The following is a 17,107-nucleotide window of genomic DNA, read 5'->3' on the forward strand; positions in this document are numbered from 1 at the left end:
GGGACCCTGTGGGAGAGTAGGACGCCGCCGAACAATCTTTGGTTGGGAATGCCCCGCACCTCTGGTGCGGGGCATTTCTGCGTTCAAGACCCTTTCTGCAACGGCCGAACAAGGCCACACCCCAAACCCCACGGCGTCCGCCGGCGGTTGGTCCGGGTAAGGTCAGGGGGCATCGTTGGTACATCCCCGCACAGGAGGCCCCCGGGTGGAGGTTCAGGAGACCCGCGTCCAGACGGATCGGGTGTTCACCATCCCCAACATCCTGAGCATGGCTCGCCTCCTGGGCGTACCGCTCTTCCTGTGGCTCATCCTCCGTCCGGAGTTCGGCGGGCCGAACAGCGACGGCTGGGCATTGCTCGTCCTGATGCTCAGCGGGGTGACCGACTATCTCGACGGCTACCTCGCTCGCCGCTGGAACCAGATCAGCAACCTGGGGCGCCTTCTGGACCCCGCGGCCGACCGGCTGTACATCCTTTCCACCCTCGTCGGCCTGACCTGGCGCGAGATCCTGCCCCTCTGGCTCACCGCGGCGCTTCTGGCCCGTGAGTTGATGCTGCTGGTGATGGTGGGAATCCTCCGCAGGCACGGCTATCCGCCTCCCCAGGTGAACTTCCTGGGAAAGGCGGCTACCTTCAACTTGATGTATGCCTTCCCGTTGCTGTTGCTCAGCGACGGGAGCGGATGGCTCGCAGCACTTGCCGAAGTTTTCGGATGGGCGTTCGCTGGATGGGGTACAACTCTGTATTGGTGGGCAGGGATCCTCTACGTGGTCCAGGTCCGCCGGCTCGTCAGAGCGGACAGAGTGGCCGATTGAGCTCGTCGATGTGGTGCCGTGCAGAGTCGCCGGCCCGCACCTGATGCCTGCCATGCGGCCTGTTCAGATGGGTGACGTCGGCGAGACCGTCTCTTCAAGGAGGACGCTTCCGACATGAAGGCAGTCGTGATGGCTGGCGGCGAAGGCACACGTCTTCGTCCCATGACCTCGAGCATGCCCAAGCCGTTGCTGCCGGTGGCGAATCGGCCGATCATGGAGCATGTGCTGCGTTTGCTGAAGCGGCACGGGCTCAGTGAGACCGTTGTCACCGTGCAGTTCCTCGCCTCCCTCGTGAAGAATTATTTCGGCGACGGCGAAGAGCTTGGAATGGAACTCACCTATGCCAATGAGGAGAAGCCGCTCGGCACCGCGGGGAGTGTGAAGAACGCCGAAGAGGCGCTCAAGGACGATGCTTTTCTCGTCATTTCCGGTGACGCTCTCACCGACTTCGACCTGACGGACCTCATCGCCTTCCACAAGGAGAAGGGCGCGCTGGTCACGGTGTGCCTGACTCGCGTGCCGAATCCACTGGAGTTCGGCATCACGATCGTGGACGAGGAGGGGAAGGTCGAGCGCTTCCTGGAGAAGCCCACCTGGGGTCAGGTGTTCTCGGACACGGTGAACACGGGCATCTATGTGATGGAGCCCGAGGTCTTCGACTATGTCGAGGCCGACACGTCGGTCGACTGGTCGGGCGACGTCTTCCCCCAGCTCATGAAGGAGGGCAAGCCCGTCTACGGCTATATCGCCGAGGGTTACTGGGAAGACGTCGGTACGCACGAGAGCTATGTGAAGGCCCAGGCGGACGTCCTGGAGGGGAAGGTCGACGTCGATCTCGACGGGTTCGAGATCTCCCCCGGAGTGTGGGTCGCCGAAGGAGCCGAGGTCCATCCGGACGCCGTCCTCCGCGGTCCGCTCTACATCGGTGACTACGCCAAGGTCGAGGCGGACGCCGAGATTCGCGAGCACACCGTCATCGGGTCCAACGTGGTCGTCAAGTCGGGGGCCTTTCTCCACAGGGCTGTCGTTCACGACAACGTGTACATCGGGCCGCACAGCAATCTGCGTGGCTGTGTGATCGGTAAGAACACCGACATCATGCGCGCCTCCCGGATCGAGGACGGCGCTGTCATCGGTGACGAGTGCCTTGTCGGCGAGGAATCGATCATCCAGGGCAATGTCCGGGTGTATCCGTTCAAGACCATCGAGGCCGGCGCGTTCGTCAACACCTCGGTGATCTGGGAGTCCCGGGGACAGGCGCATCTCTTCGGCGCGCGCGGGGTCTCCGGAATCCTCAACGTCGAGATCACTCCCGAGCTGGCCGTGCGGCTGGCCGGCGCGTACGCGACGACGCTCAAGAAGGGTTCCACGGTCACCACCGCCCGCGACCACTCACGTGGCGCGCGTGCTCTCAAGCGGGCCGTGATCTCCGCGCTCCAGGCCAGCGCCATCGACGTACGCGACCTGGAGAACGTCCCCCTGCCGGTGGCCCGCCAGCAGACAGGGCGGGGCAGCGCCGGCGGCATCATGATCCGGACGACGCCCGGTGTGCCGGACTCCGTCGACATCATGTTCTTCGACGAACGGGGCGCCGACCTCTCGCAGGGCGGGCAGCGCAAGCTGGACCGGGTGTACGCGAGGCAGGAGTACCGCAGGGCCTTCCCCGGCGAGATCGGGGACCTGTACTTCCCGGCGAGCGTCTTCGACTCGTACACCGGCTCACTGCTCAGGAACGTCGATACGTCGGGAATCGCCGAGGCCGGGCTCAAGGTCGTCGTCGACGCCTCCAACGGCAGCGCCGGCCTCGTTCTGCCCAGTCTTCTCGGGCGGCTCGGCGTCGACGCGCTGACCATCAACCCGGGCCTCGACGAGGCGCGTCCCACCGAGACCGTCGAGTCGCGCCGGTCAGGGCTGGTCAGGCTGGGCGAGATCGTGGCGTCGGCGCGGGCGTCGTTCGGGGTGCGGTTCGACCCCGTGGGTGAGCGGCTGTCGCTCGTCGACGAGCGCGGACGGATCATCGAGGACGACCGTGCCCTGCTGGTGCTGCTCGACCTGGTCGCCGCCGAGCGGCGCAGCGGGCGGGTGGCGCTGCCCGTGACGACCACCAGGATCGCCGAGCAGGTCGCCGCGTACCACGGGACCCAGGTCGAGTGGACGACCACGTCGCCCGACGATCTGACACGGGTCGGCCGTGAGGATTCCACGATCTTCGGCGGTGACGGCCGCGGCGCGTTCATCGTTCCCGAGTTCAGCAGTCTCCTCGACGGCACGGCGGCCTTCGTACGGCTGCTGGGCCTGGTCGCCCGTACGCAGCTCACACTCAGCCAGATCGACGCCCGCATTCCCCGCGCCCATGTGCTGCGCAGGGATCTGGCGACCCCCTGGGCCGTCAAGGGTCTCGTCATGCGGCGGGTCGTGGAGGCGGCCGGTGACCGGGACGTCGACACGACCGACGGAGTCCGGATCGTGGAGGCCGACGGACGGTGGGTGATGGTGCTTCCCGCGCCCGCCGAGGCCGTCACCCATTTGTGGGCGGAGGGACCGGACGACGCCTCCGCCCAGGCGCTGCTCGACGAGTGGTCGGCCGTCGTGGACAGCGCAGGTCAGTGACCTGATGACGGTGTGCCGGAGGCGGGTGACCGACGCCCTCCGGCACACCGGTGGGGCCATTCGGCGGTAACGCCCACGCCGTGCGACGATGTGCGGCATGCCGCAGCAGCCACCCGTTCGGAGCACACCGTCGCCACCCCGGCGTCCCGACGCGTCCATGTCGCTGCTGAACAATGTGATGGACCACAGCCTGGACGACGGTTACGCCGAGGCGGCCGCCCGCAGGGACGCGGAGGACGGTGGGCTGCCCCGTACGCTCCGGGCGAAGCTGGGCCTGGCGGCGGGGCTCGTACTGGCCGCGCTGGTCGTCACCGTGGGCGCGGCCGAGGCGCGGATCGACGCGCCGGTCGTCGCCAAGGAGCGCGAGGAGCTGATCGACCGGATCGACGCCGAGACGGCATCGGCGGACACCCTCGAACGCACGGTGGACAAGCTCCGTGACGAAGTGGGCGCCCAGCAGCGCGAGGCGCTGCGCGACCACGGGGGCGAACAGGGCGAACTGGTGGCCCTCCTGTCGGGTTCCACGGAGGTCGAGGGACCGGGCGTGAAGCTCGTCGTCGACGACGCGAAGTCCGCCGACGAGAGCGCCGGCGGCCCCCGTGAGAGCACCAACTTCTCGGACAACGGCCGGGTCAGGGACCGGGACATGCAGCAGATCATCAACGGTCTGTGGGAGTCCGGTGCCGAGGCGGTGTCCATCAACGGCCAGCGTCTGACGGCCCTTTCGGCGATCAGGGCCGCCGGTGAGGCCATACTGGTCGACAACAAGCCGCTGGTGCCGCCGTACACGGTGCTGGCCGTGGGGGACGGGAAAAACCTGAGCACCGCATTCCAGGACAGCGCCGACGGGCAGTACCTGCACTCGTTGCAGGAGAACTTCGGTGTGCGCACCAGCATTTCCGACCAGGAGACGGTGCGCCTTCCTGCCGCGCCGAGCCTGATCGTACGTACAGCAGAGCCGAAGGCCGCCGACCCGGGGAAGGGCGACGGAGGGGCCACGGCAGACACAGGGAAGGGCACATCGTGATCGCGGTACTTGGCCTCGTCGTGGGAGTCGTGGTCGGACTGTTGGTTCGGCCCGAAGTGCCGGCGGTGGTCGAGCCCTATCTGCCGATCGCCGTCGTCGCCGCTCTCGACGCGGTCTTCGGGGGTCTCCGGGCCATGCTCGACGGGATCTTCGTCGACAAGGTTTTCGTGGTGTCGTTCCTGTCGAACGTGGTGGTGGCGGCGCTCATCGTCTTCCTCGGTGACAAGCTCGGTGTCGGCGCGCAGCTGTCCACCGGTGTGGTCGTGGTGTTCGGCATCCGGATCTTCTCCAACGCTGCCGCGATCCGCCGGCACGTCTTCCGGGCGTGACGCCGATGAACAGCGAACAGCCCCCGCAGCCCCCGCCGCCCTCCCAGCCGAAACAGATGACGGGCCGTCAGCGGCTCGTCGCCGGACTGTGGCCGCCGCGCGTCACCCGGGCCCAACTGATCGTCGCCGTCCTGCTGTTCGTGCTGGGACTCGGTCTCGCCATCCAGGTCAGGTCGACCAACGACGACAGCGCGCTGCGCGGCGCGCGCCAGGAGGACCTCGTACGGATCCTGGACGAGCTCGACGGCCGTACCGAGCGGCTGGAGGACGAGAAGCAGCGGCTGGACGACCAGCAGACGGAGCTGGAGACCAGTTCCGACCAGGCCGAGGAGGCGCGCAAGCAGACGCGCGAGAAGGAGCAGCAGCTCGGCATCCTGGCCGGTACGGTCGCCGCCCAGGGGCCCGGCATCACGCTGACCGTCCATGACGACGGCGGCAGCATCGACTCCGACATGCTGCTCGACGCGATCCAGGAGCTGCGGGCGGCGGGCGCCGAGGCGATCCAGGTGAACGGGGTCCGGGTGGTCGCCGCGACGTACCTCTCCGGAAGCGACGGTGACATCGAGGTGGACGGCAAGCGGATCAGCGCGCCGTACCGTTTCAAGGTGATCGGCAAACCGCAGGATCTGGAGCCGGCGCTCAACATCCCCGGAGGTGTGGTGCAGACACTGGAGAAGGAGCAGGCCACCGCCACGGTCGCGGCGGCGGACGAGATCGTCGTCGACGCCTTGCGACCCGCGCAGCGGCCTGACTACGCTCGGTCGTCGTCGTGATGTGGCCGGGGCGCATGCGGACCGGGGGACGAGGGCAGAAGGTTCCGGGGGGTCGGCGCACATTCCGCGTGGTGCGTGGTGGAAACTGTCTGATGGATACGGACGTTGTGAAGATGTCCGAGTCGGCAGGTGTGTTCATTCAGGGTTCGTCCTGCCCCACGGGCGGGTCTGTTCAGGTCAAGGGGAATCGCCCGTGAAGTTGTTTGGAAAGTTGTTCGGCAGGAGTGCACGCGAGGACGGCGGTAACGCCCGGCATCGCGCACCGCGCCATGGCCAGGACGCGGAGCAGGGCGGCGAGCGTCCGCTCTTCCGTGACGAGGTCGGCGCCGCCGGTGGGGACAATTCGGGCGGTCAGGGCGCGTCGTCTGTTGACCCCGCGAACGCAGGCGGCATAGGTTTCGGTGGACCATCGACCTCAAGTACGGGTGGAGGGTTTCCCCCCGGTCAGGAGGGTCCGTCCATGGCGGCCTTGCCGGTTTGTACGAGGTGCGGGCACCGCAACACCCAGGACAGTCGGTTCTGCTCCAACTGTGGTGCGCCGTTGAGGGCTGGAACGCCCGCGGAGCGTCCTTCGGAGACGACCTCGACCATCTCCATCTCAGGCCTTGAGGCGTACGAGGCGGAGGCGACCGGTCAGACGGCCGTTCCCTCGCTCTCGCCGGAGGCGCAGGCCGCGGTGGACGCGCTTCCGCTCGGTTCCGCGCTGCTGGTCGTGCGCCGCGGCCCCAACTCGGGAAGCCGGTTCCTGCTGGACGGCGACCTGACGACGGCCGGAAGGCACCCGCAGAGCGACATCTTCCTCGACGACGTCACCGTGTCCCGGCGGCATGTCGAGTTCCGCAGGAGCCCCGAGGGGCACTTCACGGTCTCCGACGTCGGCAGTCTCAACGGCACGTACGTCAACCGGGAGCGGATCGACGCCGTGGCCGTGTCGAACGGCGACGAGGTCCAGATCGGCAAGTACCGGTTGGTCTTCTACGCGAGCCAGCGGGGCGTGTGACCCTTCAGGGAAGGTCCATGCTGCGACCGCCGACGGGCGGTGCCGGTCACGGCACCGCCCCCACGGGTGACCGTCTGGTCAGCATCGGCATGGTGCTGAACCAGCTCAGGGACGAGTTCCCCGAGGTCACCATCTCCAAGATCCGGTTCCTGGAGTCCGAAGGTCTGGTCGAGCCCCGGCGTACCGCGTCGGGGTACCGGAAGTTCGGCCCCGAGGACATTGAGCGCCTCACTCAGGTACTGCGCATGCAGCGGGACCACTATCTGCCCCTCAAGGTCATCAGGGAGCATCTCGACGCCGTCGCGCGCGGTGACCGGCTCCCGCTGCCCGCACAGGCCTCCCAGGACGCTCAGCGCGAGCTCGTCGGCTCCACGTGGGACGCGGAGCCCGAGCTGCCCACCGCCCCGAGGATCGGCCGCGCGGAGCTGCTGGCGGCCACCGACGCGGGCGAGAGCGAGCTGGACGAGTGGGAGGCGTACGGCCTCATCGCCCCGATGGCGGATGGCGGCTACGACTCCGAGACCGTGACCGTGGCAAAAATTGTCGCGGAACTCGGAAGATTCGGTCTGGAACCACGACATCTGCGAGCGGTGAAAGCGGCCGCCGACCGCGAGGCCGGACTGGTCGAACAGGTCGTCTCTCCCCTGCGCCGGCACCGTAATCCGCAGACCAGAGCCCATGCCGAGGCCGCGACGAAGGAGCTCGCCGCGCTCTCGGTGAGACTCCACGCGGCACTGGTGCAGACGGCTCTCGGAGTCCGGCTTACCTGATCTTGGGGGAGTCCGACTACCCAAACCGACCGGGCACGTCCTAGGGTTGCTGTGTGAACGAGCTCGACGTCGTGGGTGTCCGGGTGGAAATGCCCTCCAACCAACCGATCGTGCTCCTGCGTGAAGTGGGAGGCGACCGGTACCTTCCCATCTGGATCGGGCCTGGGGAAGCTACCGCTATTGCCTTCGCCCAACAGGGCATGGCACCGGCCCGACCACTGACCCATGACCTCTTCAAGGACGTCCTTGAGGCCGTGGGCCAGGAACTTACGCAGGTGCGCATCACCGACCTGCGCGAAGGAGTCTTCTACGCGGAGCTGGTCTTCGCGAGCGGTGTCGAGGTGAGTGCCAGGCCGTCCGACGCCATAGCGCTGGCACTGCGCACCGGCACGCCCATCTACGGGAGTGACGGGGTGCTGGACGATGCGGGCATCGCCATCCCCGACGAGCAGGAGGACGAGGTGGAGAAGTTCCGCGAATTCCTCGACCAGATCTCTCCGGAGGATTTCGGGACCAACAGCCAGTGAGCGGTGAACTGCCGGCCGTCATACCGACCTCTGCCAGCGCATTCGACCAGCCTTTCCCGGTGACGGGGCACGGGAAACCACTCTCAGGGTGATTATCACTCGGCGTGCCCAGCGTGGCGATCGTTGACGCACCCGGAGGGACTGCCTACCGTCGACGGGGCAGGTCAAGGACGGAGGTCGGTGTGAGAAGCAGCGGCGACGGTACGGCTAACGACCCGTACCCGCTTCACAGCAGTACGTCCGACCCCACGACCGACACGGTCGGCTACCGGGGACCGACGGCCTGCGCGGCGGCGGGCATCACGTACCGCCAGTTGGACTACTGGGCGCGCACGGGGCTGGTCGAGCCGAGTGTGCGCCCCGCGCGGGGATCGGGCTCCCAGCGCCTCTACAGCTTCCGGGACGTCGTCTTCCTCAAGATCGTGAAGCGCTTCCTGGACACCGGCGTCGCCCTCCAGAACATCCGGACGGCCCTCCAGCACCTTTGTGGGCGCGAGGCGGCGGATCTGGAGCGCATGACGCTCATGAGCGACGGCGCGACGGTGTACGAGTGCTCGTCCCCGGACGAGGTCGTGAACCTCCTCCAGGGCGGTCAGGGCATCTTCGGCATCGCCGTCGGAGTGGTGTGGCGGGACGTGGAAGCGGCGCTCTCGCAGCTGCACGGGGAGCGCGTCGACACCGGCGAGACCCTGATCGGCCACAACCCCGCCGACGAACTCGCCCGCAGACGCCGCGACCGGGCCGTCTGAACCCCTGCTCCGGGGCGATTGTCAGTGGCGTAGGGGAGCATCGGTGGGGTGAGACCCGCGCCGACCATCCTGCATCTCGACATGGATGCCTTCTTCGCCGCCGCCGAGCAGGCCGCGAAGCCGAGCCTGCGTGGAAAGCCGGTCGTCGTCGGGGGTCTCGGTCCGCGCGGGGTGGTCTCGACGGCGTCGTACGAGGCGAGGCGGTTCGGGGTCCACTCGGCCATGCCGATGGCGCAGGCGAGACGGCTCGCGCCGAACGCGGCGTATCTGGTGCCGCGCTTCACGCTCTACCGCACGGTCAGCGAGCAGGTGATGGAGCTGCTCGGCCGGCTGTCACCGCTGGTGGAGCCGCTGAGCCTGGACGAGGCGTTCGTCGATCTGGAGGCGGGCGGATCGGCCTCCGACTCGGCGTCGGCGCGGGCGACCGGCGAGCGGCTGCGCCGTGAGATCAGGGCGGTCACCGGCCTTACCGGATCGGTGGGTCTCGCCGGATCCAAGATGCTCGCGAAGATCGCCTCCGAGCAGGCCAAACCGGACGGCCTGGTGCTCATGGAGCCGGGCACGGAGCGCGAGCTGCTGGGGCCGATGAGCGTACGGACGCTGCCCGGCGTGGGGCCGGCCACCGGTGAGCATCTGCGCCGGGCGGGGATGACCACCATCGCCGATCTGACGGAGGCCGGCGAGGACGAGCTCGTACGGCTCGTGGGGAAGGCGCACGGCACTTCGCTGTACCGGATGGCGTCGGGGCACGACGACCGGCCGGTGGTGGCCGAGCGTGAGACCAAGTCCGTCTCCGTCGAGGACACCTTCGACGTCGACCTGCACGACCGTGCGCGGGTCAGGGCGGAGGTGGACCGGCTGGCGGACCGGTGTGTCCAGCGGCTCCGGCAGTCCGGGCACTCGGGCCGCACGATCGTCCTCAAGGTGCGGCGGTACGACTTCTCGACGCTCACCCGCTCCGAGACCCTTCGCGGGCCCACGGACGACGCGGGCGTGGTGCGTGAGGCCGCGGGGAGGCTGCTGGAGTCCCTGGACACCACCGGAGGGGTGCGGCTGCTGGGGGTGGGGGTGACAGGGCTGACCGACTACACCCAGGAGGACCTGTTCGCGCAGGCGGCGGCGGACGCGGAAGCCACGGGCGCCGGTGCCGAGACGGACCCCGTGGTGGTGCCGGAGGAGTCCGAGCCGCGGCCGGAGCGGGAACCGGAGTCCGATGCCGAGGCGGTCGCCGAGCGGCACTGGCCCGCCGGGCACGACGTGCGGCACGCGGAGTTCGGCGCGGGGTGGGTGCAGGGAAGTGGTGTGGGGCGGGTCACAGTACGGTTCGAGGAGCCGACGTCGGTGGTCCCGGGGCGGGTCCGGACGTTCCGTACGGACGATCCGGACCTGGAGCTGTCGGAGCCGCTGCCACTGGTCGCGGTGGAGCCGGATCCGGCTCCACCGCCGCCCTCGTGAGGGGCGGGTGCTAGGAGGCTCCGCCCGGCTCGTCGCGGCCCGCCACATGGCCGAAGTCGCGGTCGACCGGACGGGGCGGGGTCTCCGGGGCCGCCGGTTCCGGCAGAGCCAGCCGGTAGTGGTGGTAGAGCTGGATCTCCTGGTCGGGGGAGAGATGGCGGCCGACACCGAAGTCGGGGGCGCCCTTGATCAGGCCGCGTTCGTACGGGACGTGCAGCGTCTCGTCGCGGTAGGTGCTGGGGGCCAGCGGCACGAACGCGTCCCGGCTGAACAGCCCGGTCCGTACCGCCGCCCACTCGGGCACGCCGGTCGCGTCGTCCAGATACACCTCGTCGACGGTGCCGATCTTGTGCCCGTCGCGGTCGTACGCCTTGCGGCCGATCAGGCTGCGCGGATCGATGTCGGTCTGCACGGTCCCTCCAACTGGTCGCACATGCTCCCTTACCCTACGAAAGGGCACATCGCGGGTATCGGCCACTCGAACTCCATGGCGAGACCTCGCTGGTAGGCTGGCCAGTGGCTGTCGACCCCGTGCGGGAGAGCCATCCGGTGAGACTGCCGGAGGCGCCGAAGGAGCAAATCCTCCCCGGAAACTCTCAGGCCCCCGTACCGCATGGACGAGGTCACTCTGGAAAGCAGAACAGGTGTCGGACGGCATCGGTTCTCACCGACGGTGAAAGCCGGCCCGCCTCGCGGCGGACCGGTGAAACTCTCAGGTTGATGTGACAGAGGGGGAGGCCGTCCGGGCACCCGTGTATCGGTGCCCCTCGCAGGTCGCGCCAGACCAGGAGGCCTCCCGTATGACAGACCACCGCACGCCGCTCTCGCAGCTGGAGCGTGGCACGCCCTTCGAGCGGCGCCACATCGGCCCCGACGCCGCCGCCCAGGCGAAGATGCTCGCGCAGGTCGGCTACGGCTCGCTCGACGAGCTGACCGCCGCCGCGGTGCCCGACGTGATCAAGAGCGCCGAGGCCCTCCAGCTGCCCGACGCGCGCACCGAGGCCGAGGTCCTGGCGGAGCTGCGCTCCCTCGCCGACCGCAACAAGGTCCTCGCCCCGATGATCGGTCTCGGCTACTACGGCACGTTCACGCCGCCGGTGATCCTGCGGAACGTGATGGAGAATCCGGCCTGGTACACCGCGTACACGCCGTACCAGCCCGAGATCTCCCAGGGCCGCCTCGAAGCGCTGCTCAACTTCCAGACCGTCGTGGCCGATCTGACCGGCCTGCCGACGTCCGGGGCCTCCCTGCTGGACGAGGGCACCGCCGCCGCCGAGGCCATGGCGCTGGCCCGCCGGGTCGGCAAGGTGAAGGACGGCGTCTTCCTGGTCGACGCCGACGCGCTGCCGCAGACCGTCGCCGTGATCCGCACCCGCGCCGAACCGGCCGGTGTGGACGTCGTCGTCGCCGACCTGGCCGACGGGATCCCGGCCGAGGCCGCCGAGCGCGGTGTCTTCGGCGTGCTGGTCCAGTACCCGGGCGCCTCCGGAGTCGTACGGGACATCAAGCCCGTCATCGACCAGGCGCACGAACTCGGCGCCGTCGTCACCGTCGCCGCCGACCTGCTGGCCCTCACGCTGCTCACCTCACCCGGTGAGCTGGGCGCGGACATCGCGGTCGGCACCACCCAGCGGTTCGGCGTCCCCATGGGCTTCGGCGGACCGCACGCCGGATTCATGGCCGTACGCGAGAAGTTCGCCCGAAGCCTCCCCGGACGGCTCGTCGGGGTCTCCGTGGACGCCGACGGCAACAAGGCGTACCGGCTCGCGCTCCAGACCCGTGAGCAGCACATCCGGCGCGAGAAGGCCACCAGCAACATCTGCACCGCCCAGGTGCTGCTCGCCGTGATGGCCGGAATGTACGCGGTCTACCACGGCCCCGACGGGCTGCGCGCGATCGCCGAGCGCACCCACCGCTTCGCGACCGTCCTCGCCGACGGTCTGAGCGCCGGTGGCGTCGAGATCCTGCACGACTCGTACTTCGACACGCTGACGGTACGGGTGCCCGGCCGGGCCGCCGACGTCGTGGCCGCCGCCCGCGAGGGCGGGGTCAACCTCCGCCTCGTCGACGGCGACCTCGTCTCGCTCGCCTGCGACGAGACCACCGGGCGCGCCCAACTCACCGCCGTATGGACCGCCTTCGGCGTCAAGGGCGACATCGAGGCCCTGGACGCGGCGTCCCGCGACGTGCTGCCGGACGCGCTGCTGCGCACCGACGACTACCTCGCGCACCCGGTCTTCCACCAGCACCGCTCCGAGACCGCGATGCTGCGCTATCTGCGCAGGCTCGCCGACAAGGACTACGCGCTGGACCGGGGCATGATCCCCCTCGGCTCCTGCACGATGAAGCTCAACGCGACCACCGAGATGGAGCCGGTGACCTGGCCTGAGTTCGCGGCGCTGCACCCCTTCGCGCCGGCCGACCAGGCGCGCGGCTATCTCACGCTGATCCGCGAGCTGGAGGAGCGCCTGGCGGAGGTCACCGGCTACGACGCGGTGTCCCTCCAGCCCAACGCGGGCTCGCAGGGCGAACTGGCCGGGCTGCTGGCCGTACGGGCGTACCACAGGGCCAACGGCGACACCGGCCGCACCGTCTGCCTCATCCCGTCGTCCGCGCACGGGACGAACGCGGCGAGCGCCGTCATGGCCGGCATGAAGGTCGTCGTCGTGAAGACCCGCGAGGACGGCGACGTCGACGTCGAGGACCTGCACGCCAAGATCGAGCGTCACGGCGACGAACTGGCCGTCCTGATGGTCACCTACCCCTCCACGCACGGGGTGTTCGAGGAGCACATCACCGACATCTGCGCGGCCGTGCACGACGCCGGCGGTCAGGTGTACGTCGACGGAGCGAACCTCAACGCGCTGGTGGGGCTGGCGAAGCCGGGCCGGTTCGGCTCGGACGTCTCGCACCTGAACCTGCACAAGACCTTCTGCATCCCGCACGGCGGCGGCGGCCCCGGCGTCGGCCCGGTCGGCGTGCGCGCCCACCTCGCGCCGTACCTGCCCAACCACCCGCTCCAGCCCGCGGCCGGACCCGCGACCGGTGTCGGACCGATCTCGGCGGCCCCCTGGGGCTCCGCCGGAATCCTGCCGATCTCCTGGGCCTATGTACGGCTGATGGGCGGCGAGGGCCTCAAGCGTGCCACGCAGGTCGCCGTCCTGGCCGCCAACTACATCGCCAAGCGCCTGGAACCGCACTTCCCGGTCCTTTACGCGGGTCCGGGCGGGCTCGTGGCCCACGAGTGCATCGTGGATCTGCGTCCGCTGTCGAAGGCGACCGGCGTGAGTGTCGACGACATCGCCAAGCGGCTCATCGACTACGGGTTCCACGCGCCGACCATGTCGTTCCCGGTGGCCGGCACGCTGATGATCGAGCCCACCGAGAGCGAGGACCTGACCGAACTGGACCGGTTCTGCGAGACGATGATCGCGATCCGCGCCGAGATCGAGAAGGTCGCGTCGGGCCAGTGGCCGGCGGACGACAATCCGCTGCGCAACGCTCCGCACACGGCCGCCGCCCTGGGCGGGGAGTGGGAGCACGCGTACAGCCGTCAGGAGGCGGTCTTCCCGGCCGGGGTCTCGCCGGCCGACAAGTACTGGCCGCCGGTCCGCCGGATCGACGGTGCGTTCGGTGACCGCAATCTCGTGTGCTCGTGCCCGCCGCTGGACGACTACGACAACTGACGGACGGCACAACTGCGTCGGGGCCGGTGCGGAGTGAACTCTCCGGGCCGGCCCCCTTCGTACGGACGGCGTCAGGCCGCCGTCATCACCTGTCCGCTTCCGGACGGCCGGTGCGGCGCGATGATCTGGCCGTCGGGCAGCAGCTCACCGGTGTCCTCGAACAGAAGGACGCCGTTGCACAGCAGGCTCCAGCCCTGTTCCGGGTGGTGAGCCGCGAGACGCGCGGCTTCCCTGTCGGCTGATTCGGCTGTCGGGCAGGCTGGCTGGTGCTGGCACATGGATGGTTTCTTTCGCTGCGTCGTGGTGACTGTCCTGCGGCTCGATGTATTCATGGCCGCCCCCGGTTTCTATTGGTCCGTACCCCAGTGTTGCCCCACGGGCGTCGTTCCGCAGGGATTTCGCGGCAGCGCTCGTCTCTGCTTAAGGACGTGTCACCCGCCCGGACGGTTCAGCCCAACTGGGGTGTCCCTTCGGGTGGTTCGGGGTGGCCCATCAGGACTAGTCCGGACGGGCCAGCAGACTGCCCCGTGACCTCTGTGGGTCACGGGGCAGTGTAAGCCGCTCGGGGCGGTCGGGAGACGGTCCGGCCGTCGGCCGTCCGACGGCGGCCACAGGGGGACCGCTCAGGCAGGGGCGCTCAGCAGCGGGGCGGAGGAGGCCGGGGCCGCCGGGAGCCCCGAGGTCAGGCGCAGGCCCATCATCGGGAGCAGATCGGCGACACGGTGCGGCCGGTGGGCCACGATGCCCGGCGGGGCGGGCGCGAGCGGGATCAGGAGATCCGCCGGAGCGGGAGCACCGGTCGAGGCGTCCGCCTCGATGTCCTGATGCAGCCACAGCGTGAGCATGTAGAGCCCGGGCACCGACAGCAGCCGTGGCTGGTACGGGGAGTTCAGCGTCTCGGCCTGGCGCACCGCCCGTTGTGTGGCGGAGATGTAGGGGCCCTCGAAGAAGCGCGAGAACGCCCAGCCGTCCGGGGTGAGCATCGTGTCGGCGGCCGCGACGGCACGGTCGCCGCTGTGGATCTGGAAGCGCCAGCCGGCCAGCCGGGTCTGGGGCGCGTCACTGCTCGGGGCGATCTGTTCCAGTACGTGTACCGGAAGGGGCAGTTCGGGGCTCAGCGGTCCCTGGACGGACCGGAGAGCGGGTGTACGGGCCTCGCGCACGGCGGTGGGAGAACCGAGTGCCGCGAGGACGCTGCGCAGGGCGGGCGCTGGAGCCAGGGGGACATGCAGCGGCATGATGGGTTGCCTCTCGCTCAGTAGGCACAGTCAAGCGTGTGTCATGCGGGGTGCGGGTGCGGACGTCGCTGTCGGCGCACGTGGTCAGAGGAGGGCCCAAAGCCGTGGCCGGGCTCCGACTCTCTGCCTCGTTCCCACACACTTTATACGATGCGTGTTCACAGAATGTTTCTTCTAGCTGTCGCCCGTATTGCGCACAAGGGCATATCCGGTCCATCTCGTTCGGAATCGTCATCGATGAACCGTGAGATGAACGGTGAACGCAGGCTTCTGGCCTGGGGTTATTCGGCTGGAGCGGTAGGCCGAAACTCGTCCGCGTTTTCTGCCGCCGGGACGGGCAGTGAAATTGCTCACTGACCATGCCGAAGGAATGTGCCGCGAGGCAGTTCTGTCCACTCTACCGGGCGCGGCGCGCAAACGGGGCGTTATGGATCACTCAGTCTGGGCACTATCGATCGTGAAGCGATGCCCGGGGCAGCCGGGACGCCGACGTGAAGGAGGAACCCTCCGATGGGGGAGAAGGTCGAATCGGGCGGTACCGGCCTGTCCGATCGGCAGAAATACCGCGCGAAGCTCCAGCAGTGCCTCGCGGTGCTGGGGCGGCTGCTGGGGGAGAAGCGGTTCGACAGGCCCCGGAATCTGATGGGTCTGGAGATCGAGCTGAATCTCGCCGGTTCGGACGGGATGCCGCGCATGATGAATGCGGAAGTGCTTGAGCGGATCGCCAGTCGTGATTTCCAGACGGAACTCGGAATGTTCAATCTGGAAGTCAATATCGCTCCGCACCGACTCGGTGGACGTGTTCTCGACCAGCTCGCGGAAGAACTGCGCACGGGACTCGGATATGCCCATCGCAAAGCGAATGAGGTCGATGCCGGGATCGTGATGATCGGCATTCTGCCGACGCTCTCCCTCGACGACGTGGTCTCGACGAACCTCTCGGACGCGGACCGCTACACACTTCTCAACGATCAGATGGTGGCCGCGCGTGGCGAGGATTTCGCGCTCGACATCGACGGGGTCGAACGGCTCACGTGCAGCTCACCCTCGATCGCGCCCGAATCCGCCTGTACGTCCGTGCAGTTGCATCTCCAGGTCACACCGGACCGCTTCGCCGACGTGTGGAACGCGGCGCAGTGCGTGGCCGCCGTACAGATCGCGGTCGGCGCCAACGCGCCTTTCCTGTTCGGAAAGGAGCTGTGGCGCGAGTCCCGGCCACCGCTCTTCCTCCAGGCGACCGACACCAGGCCGCCGGAGCTCCAGGCGCAGGGCGTCCGGCCCCGGACGTGGTTCGGCGAACGCTGGATCGACTCCGCGTACGACCTCTTCGAGGAGAATCTGCGCTATTTCCCGCCGCTGCTGCCGATGAGCGACGGCGAGGATCCGCTCCAGGTCCTGGACGAGGGCGGTACGCCGCGGCTCGCGGAGCTGGTGCTCCACAACGGCACCGTCTACCGGTGGAACAGGCCCGTGTACGACGTCGCCGACGGGCTCCCCCATCTGCGGGTCGAGAACCGCGTCCTGCCCGCCGGGCCGACGGTCACGGATGTCGTCGCGAACGCCGCCTTCTACTACGGTCTGGTGCGCGCGCTCGCCGAGGAGGACAGGCCCGTCTGGACGCGGCTGCCGTTCGCGACCGCCGAGCGGAACTTCGAGACCGCGTGCCGCGACGGTATCGAGGCCCGGCTCCGGTGGCCGCGCGGTGGCCGCGCCGGCAACGGTGTCGCCGAGATGTCGGCGGTCCGGCTCGTCCGCGACGAGCTGCTGCCGCTCGCGGCGGCGGGGCTCGACGCGTGGAACGTGGAACCGGCCGACCGCGACTTCTACCTCGGGGTGATCGAGGGGCGCTGCGAGCGCCGCGTGAACGGTGCCTCGTGGCAGGTGGACACCTACCACCGGGCCCAGGAGGCCGGCCTCCGCCGAGAGGCGGCGCTCGCCGCGACGACGCGGCGCTACGCCGAACTCATGCACCAGGGAGACCCGGTCCACACCTGGCCGGTGGGCTTCCCTGCCCCGGCCCGCATGCCGGACCTGTCCGCCTGACGGGCGCGGGCGCGGGCGGAAGGCGGAGGGCTAGGGCCTGTCGTTCGGATCTTGCCGGGCTCGCGGTCCCTGGCACGCACGTCCGC

The 17,107-nt window shown here is 69.0% G+C and carries 15 protein-coding genes and 1 riboswitch; of the genes, 12 read left to right on the plus strand and 3 right to left on the minus strand.

Features of this window, described 5'->3' with window-relative positions; all coding sequences use genetic code 11:
- Positions 1–205 precede the first annotated feature (205 nt).
- From pgsA to ACFWHU_RS36300, 10 genes are all read left to right on the plus strand, one after another.
- Complete coding sequence (gene pgsA / locus ACFWHU_RS36255; protein ID WP_078078411.1) at positions 206–814, plus strand: CDP-diacylglycerol--glycerol-3-phosphate 3-phosphatidyltransferase; 609 nt, start codon at positions 206–208, stop codon at positions 812–814.
- A gap of 114 nt (positions 815–928) precedes the next feature.
- A complete protein-coding gene (locus tag ACFWHU_RS36260) occupies positions 929–3,424 on the plus strand; it encodes a sugar phosphate nucleotidyltransferase (protein WP_385802973.1) in 2,496 nt (831 codons plus the stop codon).
- Positions 3,425–3,521: 97 nt separating this feature from the next.
- The gene (locus ACFWHU_RS36265; protein WP_385802971.1) at positions 3,522–4,451 is read left to right on the plus strand and encodes a DUF881 domain-containing protein; all 930 of its coding nucleotides are present in this window, start codon (positions 3,522–3,524) and stop codon (positions 4,449–4,451) included.
- Complete coding sequence (locus ACFWHU_RS36270; RefSeq protein ID WP_023543062.1) at positions 4,448–4,780, plus strand: small basic family protein; 333 nt, start codon at positions 4,448–4,450, stop codon at positions 4,778–4,780. Before ACFWHU_RS36265 ends, ACFWHU_RS36270 begins: the two co-directional genes overlap by 4 nt.
- Positions 4,781–4,785: 5 nt before the next feature.
- A complete protein-coding gene (locus ACFWHU_RS36275) occupies positions 4,786–5,553 on the plus strand; it encodes a DUF881 domain-containing protein (protein ID WP_387230403.1) in 768 nt (255 codons plus the stop codon).
- 85 nt (positions 5,554–5,638) lie between these two features.
- Entirely contained in the window at positions 5,639–6,553 is a 915-nt protein-coding gene (locus ACFWHU_RS36280; RefSeq protein WP_385802980.1) for an FHA domain-containing protein, read from the plus strand.
- Positions 6,554–6,570: 17 nt separating this feature from the next.
- Positions 6,571–7,323 (plus strand): MerR family transcriptional regulator, encoded by a 753-nt coding sequence (locus ACFWHU_RS36285; protein WP_387230405.1) that lies wholly within the window; start codon positions 6,571–6,573, stop codon positions 7,321–7,323.
- A 53-nt stretch (positions 7,324–7,376) separates the two neighbouring features.
- Positions 7,377–7,850, plus strand: a complete 474-nt coding sequence (locus tag ACFWHU_RS36290; protein ID WP_031232239.1) for a bifunctional nuclease family protein — start codon at positions 7,377–7,379, stop codon at positions 7,848–7,850.
- Between the two features lie 182 nt (positions 7,851–8,032).
- The gene (locus ACFWHU_RS36295; protein ID WP_385802964.1) at positions 8,033–8,599 is read left to right on the plus strand and encodes a MerR family transcriptional regulator; all 567 of its coding nucleotides are present in this window, start codon (positions 8,033–8,035) and stop codon (positions 8,597–8,599) included.
- A 48-nt stretch (positions 8,600–8,647) separates the two neighbouring features.
- Positions 8,648–10,054, plus strand: a complete 1,407-nt coding sequence (locus ACFWHU_RS36300) for a DNA polymerase IV (RefSeq protein ID WP_387230407.1) — start codon at positions 8,648–8,650, stop codon at positions 10,052–10,054.
- Positions 10,055–10,064: 10 nt separating this feature from the next.
- Here the strand turns inward: ACFWHU_RS36300 and ACFWHU_RS36305 are convergent, their stop codons facing one another.
- On the minus strand, positions 10,065–10,466 hold the full coding sequence (locus ACFWHU_RS36305) for a PRC-barrel domain-containing protein (RefSeq protein WP_387230409.1): 402 nt from the start codon (positions 10,464–10,466) through the stop codon (positions 10,065–10,067).
- A 112-nt stretch (positions 10,467–10,578) separates the two neighbouring features.
- A riboswitch (glycine riboswitch) is annotated at positions 10,579–10,676 on the plus strand.
- Positions 10,677–10,854: 178 nt separating this feature from the next.
- On the opposite strand from ACFWHU_RS36305, the gene gcvP reads away from it, so the two are divergent.
- The gene (gene gcvP, locus ACFWHU_RS36310) at positions 10,855–13,740 is read left to right on the plus strand and encodes an aminomethyl-transferring glycine dehydrogenase (RefSeq protein ID WP_387230411.1); all 2,886 of its coding nucleotides are present in this window, start codon (positions 10,855–10,857) and stop codon (positions 13,738–13,740) included.
- 71 nt (positions 13,741–13,811) lie between these two features.
- Here the strand turns inward: gcvP and ACFWHU_RS36315 are convergent, their stop codons facing one another.
- Both ACFWHU_RS36315 and ACFWHU_RS36320 read right to left on the minus strand, forming a co-directional pair.
- Positions 13,812–14,018: a DUF5999 family protein gene (locus ACFWHU_RS36315; protein WP_355187043.1), complete on the minus strand. Its 207-nt coding sequence runs from the start codon at positions 14,016–14,018 to the stop codon at positions 13,812–13,814.
- Between the two features lie 345 nt (positions 14,019–14,363).
- The gene (locus ACFWHU_RS36320) at positions 14,364–14,978 is read right to left on the minus strand and encodes a hypothetical protein (RefSeq protein ID WP_385802957.1); all 615 of its coding nucleotides are present in this window, start codon (positions 14,976–14,978) and stop codon (positions 14,364–14,366) included.
- Between the two features lie 510 nt (positions 14,979–15,488).
- Between ACFWHU_RS36320 and ACFWHU_RS36325 the strand changes: the two genes are divergently transcribed.
- Positions 15,489–17,021 carry a glutamate--cysteine ligase gene (locus ACFWHU_RS36325; RefSeq protein ID WP_387230414.1) on the plus strand — a complete coding sequence of 511 codons (1,533 nt, stop codon included), beginning with the start codon at positions 15,489–15,491 and terminating at the stop codon, positions 17,019–17,021.
- Positions 17,022–17,107: the final 86 nt, after the last annotated feature.

The organism is Streptomyces sp. NPDC060366 (genome assembly GCF_042725135.1).
Taxonomy (GTDB): Bacteria; Actinomycetota; Actinomycetes; order Streptomycetales; family Streptomycetaceae; genus Streptomyces.

Bases quoted from the DNA above. Each gene is read 5' to 3' on its own strand.
- gcvP (WP_387230411.1), top strand. From the start codon at position 10,855: ATGACAGACCACCGCACGCCGCTCTCGCAGCTGGAGCGTGGCACGCCC.
- ACFWHU_RS36315 (WP_355187043.1), bottom strand. From the start codon at position 14,018: ATGTGCCAGCACCAGCCAGCCTGCCCGACAGCCGAATCAGCCGACAGG.
- ACFWHU_RS36260 (WP_385802973.1), top strand. From the start codon at position 929: ATGAAGGCAGTCGTGATGGCTGGCGGCGAAGGCACACGTCTTCGTCCC.
- ACFWHU_RS36320 (WP_385802957.1), bottom strand. From the start codon at position 14,978: ATGCCGCTGCATGTCCCCCTGGCTCCAGCGCCCGCCCTGCGCAGCGTC.
- ACFWHU_RS36325 (WP_387230414.1), top strand. From the start codon at position 15,489: ATGGGGGAGAAGGTCGAATCGGGCGGTACCGGCCTGTCCGATCGGCAG.
- ACFWHU_RS36265 (WP_385802971.1), top strand. From the start codon at position 3,522: ATGCCGCAGCAGCCACCCGTTCGGAGCACACCGTCGCCACCCCGGCGT.
- ACFWHU_RS36285 (WP_387230405.1), top strand. From the start codon at position 6,571: ATGCTGCGACCGCCGACGGGCGGTGCCGGTCACGGCACCGCCCCCACG.
- ACFWHU_RS36275 (WP_387230403.1), top strand. From the start codon at position 4,786: ATGAACAGCGAACAGCCCCCGCAGCCCCCGCCGCCCTCCCAGCCGAAA.